The organism is Corynebacterium sp. UMB6689 (assembly GCF_030215295.1).
Lineage (GTDB): Bacteria > Actinomycetota > Actinomycetes > Mycobacteriales > Mycobacteriaceae > Corynebacterium > Corynebacterium aurimucosum.
The window spans coordinates 1-5,620 of sequence record NZ_JASOLS010000036.1; the positions used below are offsets into that span (position 1 = coordinate 1).

Below are 5,620 nucleotides of genomic sequence, written 5' to 3' on the forward strand. Positions count from 1 at the left end.
AATCAAGATCACCGCATTATCCCAGGCTGCCCCAGGAATCCGTATCGGTTTATCCACACGAAATGTCCCTTAAGCCAGGGATGCGGCTGGGGTTTGTTAGCTCTTGACGAGCTTCCGAATGGCCCGCATAGCCTCCTCTAGCTTCTCTGAGGCTATTTTCTCGTCCTCGGCGGCGGCTCCTGCCACACAGTGCTCTATGTGGTCCTCCAGGAGCGCCAGGGAGACATTCTCGAGCGCGGAGGTTACCGCCGAGATCTGCGTGATGATGTCAATGCAGTATTGGTCCTCTGTGATCATGCGGTGGATGCCGCGGGTTTGTCCTTCGATGCGCTTGAGGCGCGCTAAGTATTTCGCCTTTTGATCGTCATTGGAGTTGTAGCCGTGTACACCCGGCTCATGGCAGGAACAGGTATCTCGCTGGTCAGTCATAGTTTTTCACCTTTCTGCCGGGGCGATTTGGTTAAGTAAGGATGTCTACAGTATATTTTTACAAAGTTGCCTCAAGGCAACGGGCCCCCATCGTCTAGCGGCCTAGGACACCGCCCTTTCACGGCGGCGGCACGGGTTCGAATCCCGTTGGGGGTACCAACACCTTTGTGTTGGCACGCAAGTAAATATATATGGCCCTGTGGCGCAGTTGGTTAGCGCGCCGCCCTGTCACGGCGGAGGTCGCGGGTTCAAGTCCCGTCAGGGTCGCCATATTCAAGCCTCGAGGCATTGTTAGAGAAACAAGCCTCGGGGCTTGCGTCGTTTTGTCTCCGTCAGCGATTAATCCTGCTGGCGCATGCCGCCGGTGGAGCGGGAAAGCTTATAGGTCTAGGTGCTGTGGGGTGGGCTGTATACCGAGGTCTAGTGCACGGTAAAACTGAGTCTGACGTGCTGATTTGCTGTGCTTATCTAGCTGTGTGTAGAGTACTTATTCGTGCCCAGCGCACAAGAGAAAACTAAAAATGGCCCTGTGGCGCAGTTGGTTAGCGCGCCGCCCTGTCACGGCGGAGGTCGCGGGTTCAAGTCCCGTCAGGGTCGCCGAAGTCCTAGTGGCTTCTGGCCAGATAGCTCAGTCGGTAGAGCACACGCCTGAAAAGTGTGGGGTCGCCAGTTCGATCCTGGCTCTGGCCACAAGATAGCCCCCTCCATTTTGGAGGGGCTTTTTTGGTGCATTTTTTGGTTTAATGGCCGGCATGACTACTTCTGTTGCGCACCAAACCGATCAATCCCGCTTCGTTATTACCGTCGATGGCGAGGAAGCGGGTTTTGCCGAATACAGTGACTCCGCAGCCACGCGCGAGTTCACGCACACGGAAATCTCTGAGGCCTTTCAAGGCCAAGGCCTGTCCAAGCCGCTCATTAAGGCGGCGTTGGATGATGACTCGACGGTAGGCCGCCAAGTCATCCCAACGTGCAGTGCCGTAGCGCGGTTTATTGAGAAGAACCCTGAATACCAGCGTCTGACTAAGCGTGAGGGCAGCCTCTAAGGACAGGTTCTGGGGCCCTTAGATGTAGTAGTCCGGGTCCACCAGCTTGATGCGCTCATTCTTCTTGCGAGGACGGTTCTTAGCCGGAATACCCGTAGCGGTGTGATTAGCGGGCACATCCTTCGTCACCACGGCGTTAGCGCCTACTGCGGAGCCTTCGCCGATGGTGATGGGGCCTAGTACCTTGGCGCCGGCACCGATGGTCACGTTGTCCCCGATCGTTGGGTGGCGCTTGGTCTGCGTGAGCACCTGGCCGCCGAGCGTGACCCCGTGGTAGAGCATCACGCCATCGCCGATTTCGGCGGTTTCACCAATAACGATGCCCATGCCGTGGTCAATGAAGAAACGGCGGCCGATGGTGGCACCAGGGTGGATCTCAATACCGGTGAAGAAGCGGTTTACTTGTGCCAGGATACGTGCGGGGCCGCGCCAACCATGCTTCCACATGCGGTGGGCGATGCGGTGCGCCCAAATAGCGTGGAGGCCGGAATAGACCACGGTATTCTCGACGTCGCCGCGCGCGGCCGGGTCATGCTCGCGCGCGTTGGCGAGGTCTTCACGAATCATCTTCAAGATGTGCATGCGAACCATCCTATCCAGAAAGAAAAAGCGCCCCCTAGCACAGAGGGCGCTTTTATTCGGAGGCTCATCACGGCGCCGTGCTTGGCGACGTCCCGCGGAGAGCCATGTTGACTATTCCTTAAGCTTCGCGGATGTCCTCGAAGAGAATGGTGGAGACGTAGCGCTCACCAAAGTCCGGGGCGACAACGACGATGGTCTTGCCCTTAAACTCGTCACGAGCGGCCAGCTTGAGTGCTGCAGAGACGTTGGCGCCGGAGGAAATACCAACGAGCAGGCCTTCTTCGGTAGCCAGCTTGCGGGCGGTGGACACGGACTCTTCGGTGGTTGCGGTAAGAACCTCGTTGAGGATCTCACGGTCCAAAACCTCTGGGACGAAGTTAGCGCCGATGCCCTGGATCTTGTGAGGACCTGCGTGGCCCTCGGACAGGACGGGGGAGTCGGAGGGTTCTACAGCTACCAGGTAGGTATCCGGGTTCTGGGAGCGCAGGTAGCGGCCAACGCCGGTGACGGTGCCGCCGGTACCGACGCCCGCCACGAAAGCATCAACCTTGCCCTCTGCGTCCTCCCAGATCTCAGGACCGGTGGTTGCCTCGTGGATCTTCGGGTTTGCCTCGTTAGCGAACTGAGAAGCCAGGATAGCGTTAGGGGTTTCGGCGATAATCTCGTTGGCCTTTTCCACCGCGCCCTTCATGCCGGCAGCGCCTGGGGTTAATACGATTTCAGCGCCATAAGCGCGCAGCAGCACCTTTCGCTCATTGGACATGGTCTCCGGCATGGTGAGGATGACCTTGTAACCCTGAGCTGCGCCGACGAGTGCCAAGCCAATACCGGTGTTGCCGGAAGTGGCTTCAACGATGGTGCCGCCAGGCTTCAGCTCGCCGGATTCCACGGCGGTGTCGACAATCGCCTTGGCGATGCGATCCTTGACGGAGTTTGCGGGGTTGAAGGACTCGACCTTCACGAGTACCTCTGCGCCGAGGCCTTCGGTCAAGCGGTTGAGGCGGACCAGCGGGGTTCCGCCGATGGTTTCTAGAATGTTGTCGTATACAGCCACGATGTGGACTCCTTGTAAGTAACTTCCGATGTACAGCAGACACCTTACACGGCGCCACTAGACAAAGTGGTATATAAATTCTGAACAGAGCATTCGGGCATGCCATGTGGGATTTGGGGTGACGGAGTAGGGCGCTGTGCGATTTAGAATTACCCCCGTCGGCCGGTTATACTTCGCAAATAGTGGTCACCTACCCCCGTTTCAGGCGGGGAATGTGGGTGCACCTGCTGGTTACCCCCGAGTAAGAGAGAGTCTCATGGAGCCGCATCGACTCAAGGATGACGACGAAGCCGTACGCGCAGCGCTCTCGTCGCTGAAGACCGCAACGGGAATTCCCGTCACGATGTACGGGACCTTGCTGCCGGATAATCGCCTGCAGATTACCCAGTGGGTAGGTCTGCGCACCCCGGCCTTGCAGAACTTGGTGATTGACGCGAACGTGGGCGTCGGCGGGCGTGTTGTCAGCACTCGCCGCGCGGTTGGTGTATCCGATTACACACGCGCCACCACGATCAGCCACGAGAATGACCGCTACATCCAGGATGAAGGGCTGCATTCCATCGTGGCGGTACCGGTGACTGTGCAGCGTGAGATCCGCGGTGTTCTTTATGTTGGTGTTCATTCGCCGGTCCGCCTGGGAGACAGGGTGATCGAGGAGGTCACCATGACCGCCCGCTGCCTCGAGCAGGATTTGGCGGTGAATTCCGCGCTGCGTCGCGCCGATGGAGGCAAGGGCGGCGCCGCCCGCGGTCACGTAATGAACGGTGCCGAATGGGAGCAGGTGCGATCGACGCACTCCAAGCTGCGGATGCTGGCTAATCGCGTCAACGATGAAGACCTTCGCAAGGAATTGGAAGCCCTCTGTGATCAGATGGTCTCTCCGGTACGCGTGAAGCAGACCACCAAGCTGTCTGCGCGCGAGCTGGATGTTCTCTCTTGCGTGGCGTTGGGGCATACCAACGTTGAGGCGGCAGAGGAAATGGGCATCGGAGCCGAAACGGTGAAGTCTTATCTGCGCTCTGTCATGCGCAAACTGGGGGCCCACACCCGTTATGAGGCGGTTAATGCGGCCCGTCGTATCGGCGCGCTGCCCTGATTGTAGGTAAGTTGGGTGGGTGTGAAAGACCAATTTATTGTCTCCGGTGGGGCGCGCCTGCAGGGCACTGTCAAGGTGGACGGTGCCAAAAACAGTGTGCTGAAGCTGATGGCTGCGGCACTGTTGGCGGAGGGCACCACCACACTAACCAACTGTCCTGAAATTCTTGATGTTCCACTGATGCGCAAGGTACTCGAGGGCCTCGGTTGCACAGTGGAGATTGATGGCCACACCGTGCGTATCACCACGCCGGCCCAACTGCATTCCAACGCAGACTTCGACGCCGTGCGGCAGTTTCGTGCGTCCGTATGTGTGTTAGGTCCACTGACGGCGCGGTGCGGTTATGCCAAGGTGGCCTTGCCGGGCGGCGATGCTATCGGTTCCCGCCCTCTGGACATGCACCAGTCCGGGCTGGAGAAGATGGGCGCGAGCACACGGATTGAGCACGGTGCCGTGGTGGCAGAGGTTGACCACCTTCACGGGGCAAGCATCAAGCTCGACTTCCCCTCCGTGGGCGCCACAGAGAATATTCTTACCGCCGCCGTGCTTGCTGATGGTGAAACTCAACTCCACAATGCCGCCCGTGAACCGGAGATCGTCGACCTGTGCCTGATGCTTAAGGAAATGGGTGCTGATATTACCGGTGAAGGTACGTCTACCATCACGATTCGGGGTGTGGACAAGCTGCAACCGACTGAGCACGAGGTCATCGGCGACCGCATTGTTGCGGGTACCTGGGCCTATGCCGCAGTCATGACGCGCGGCGATATTACGGTAGGCGGCATTGCTCCTAAGCACCTGCACCTGCCGCTGGAAAAGCTCAAGTCTGCCGGCGCTGACATTGAGGACTATGTGAACGGTTTCCGGGTGCGCATGGACGGTCGCCCGAGCGCCGTGGATTATCAAACCCTGCCGTACCCCGGTTTCCCTACGGATCTTCAGCCTATTGCTATTGGTCTTTCCGCCGTGGCGGAAGGCACCTCCATCATTACGGAGAATGTCTTCGAATCGCGCTTCCGTTTCGTCGATGAGATGCTCCGCCTTGGCGCCGATGCCCAAGTTGATGGACACCACGTAGTCATCCGCGGGCAGGAGCGTCTGTCTTCGACGCATGTCTGGAGTTCCGATATCCGCGCAGGCGCCGGGTTGGTGCTCTCTGCACTGTGTGCGGATGAGACGACCACCGTGCACGATGTCTTCCACATAGATCGCGGCTATCCCAACTTTGTGGAGAATCTCCAGGCGTTGGGCGCCACGATCGAGCGCACTCAGGAGGAAGAGCTCTACTAAGGCGCCGTGCTTGGCGACGTTTCCCCGGTTCAATCCCACGGTTGAACTGGGGATTTGTTGTTTGTTGGGGGTGTGCGTATATTTATCGAGGTCGCCGCGAGGTAGCCGGGAGGTTAACTGGTG

Annotated in this window: 6 protein-coding genes and 4 tRNA genes; 7 read left to right on the forward strand and 3 right to left on the reverse strand. The window is 58.6% G+C overall.

All coding sequences use genetic code 11. The features are described 5' to 3' along the window. Positions 1 to 96: 96 nt before the first annotated feature. On the reverse strand, positions 97 to 429 hold the full coding sequence (locus QP363_RS12440; protein WP_284764725.1) for a metal-sensitive transcriptional regulator: 333 nt from the start codon (positions 427 to 429) through the stop codon (positions 97 to 99). An 83-nt stretch (positions 430 to 512) separates the two neighbouring features. Between QP363_RS12440 and QP363_RS12445 the strand changes: the two genes are divergently transcribed. The 5 genes from QP363_RS12445 (at position 513) to QP363_RS12465 (ending at position 1,475) form a co-directional block, all read left to right on the forward strand. Beyond that, positions 513 to 588 (forward strand) — tRNA-Glu (locus QP363_RS12445). A 34-nt stretch (positions 589 to 622) separates the two neighbouring features. Further along, a tRNA-Asp gene (locus QP363_RS12450) sits at positions 623 to 699 on the forward strand. 253 nt (positions 700 to 952) lie between these two features. Next, positions 953 to 1,026 (forward strand) — tRNA-Asp (locus QP363_RS12455). A gap of 20 nt (positions 1,027 to 1,046) precedes the next feature. Next, positions 1,047 to 1,119 (forward strand) — tRNA-Phe (locus QP363_RS12460). Positions 1,120 to 1,172: 53 nt separating this feature from the next. After that, the gene (locus QP363_RS12465; RefSeq protein ID WP_070717284.1) at positions 1,173 to 1,475 is read left to right on the forward strand and encodes a GNAT family N-acetyltransferase; all 303 of its coding nucleotides are present in this window, start codon (positions 1,173 to 1,175) and stop codon (positions 1,473 to 1,475) included. Positions 1,476 to 1,493: 18 nt separating this feature from the next. Here the strand turns inward: QP363_RS12465 and epsC are convergent, their stop codons facing one another. Both epsC and cysK read right to left on the reverse strand, forming a co-directional pair. Continuing rightward, positions 1,494 to 2,057, reverse strand: coding sequence for a serine O-acetyltransferase EpsC (gene epsC / locus QP363_RS12470; RefSeq protein WP_141754749.1), 564 nt, complete (start codon positions 2,055 to 2,057; stop codon positions 1,494 to 1,496). Between the two features lie 118 nt (positions 2,058 to 2,175). Next, on the reverse strand, positions 2,176 to 3,114 hold the full coding sequence (gene cysK / locus QP363_RS12475; protein ID WP_284764728.1) for a cysteine synthase A: 939 nt from the start codon (positions 3,112 to 3,114) through the stop codon (positions 2,176 to 2,178). A 253-nt stretch (positions 3,115 to 3,367) separates the two neighbouring features. Here cysK and ramA point away from each other — a divergent pair, with 253 nt between their 5' ends. Then, entirely contained in the window at positions 3,368 to 4,207 is an 840-nt protein-coding gene (gene ramA, locus QP363_RS12480) for an acetate metabolism transcriptional regulator RamA (protein ID WP_284764726.1), read from the forward strand. A 21-nt stretch (positions 4,208 to 4,228) separates the two neighbouring features. Continuing rightward, positions 4,229 to 5,497: a UDP-N-acetylglucosamine 1-carboxyvinyltransferase gene (gene murA / locus QP363_RS12485; protein ID WP_284764727.1), complete on the forward strand. Its 1,269-nt coding sequence runs from the start codon at positions 4,229 to 4,231 to the stop codon at positions 5,495 to 5,497. The last annotated feature ends 123 nt before the right edge of the window (positions 5,498 to 5,620 follow it).

Bases quoted from the DNA above. Each gene is read 5' to 3' on its own strand.
- QP363_RS12440 (WP_284764725.1), bottom strand. From the start codon at position 429: ATGACTGACCAGCGAGATACCTGTTCCTGCCATGAGCCGGGTGTACAC.
- QP363_RS12465 (WP_070717284.1), top strand. From the start codon at position 1,173: ATGGCCGGCATGACTACTTCTGTTGCGCACCAAACCGATCAATCCCGC.
- epsC (WP_141754749.1), bottom strand. From the start codon at position 2,057: ATGCACATCTTGAAGATGATTCGTGAAGACCTCGCCAACGCGCGCGAG.
- ramA (WP_284764726.1), top strand. From the start codon at position 3,368: ATGGAGCCGCATCGACTCAAGGATGACGACGAAGCCGTACGCGCAGCG.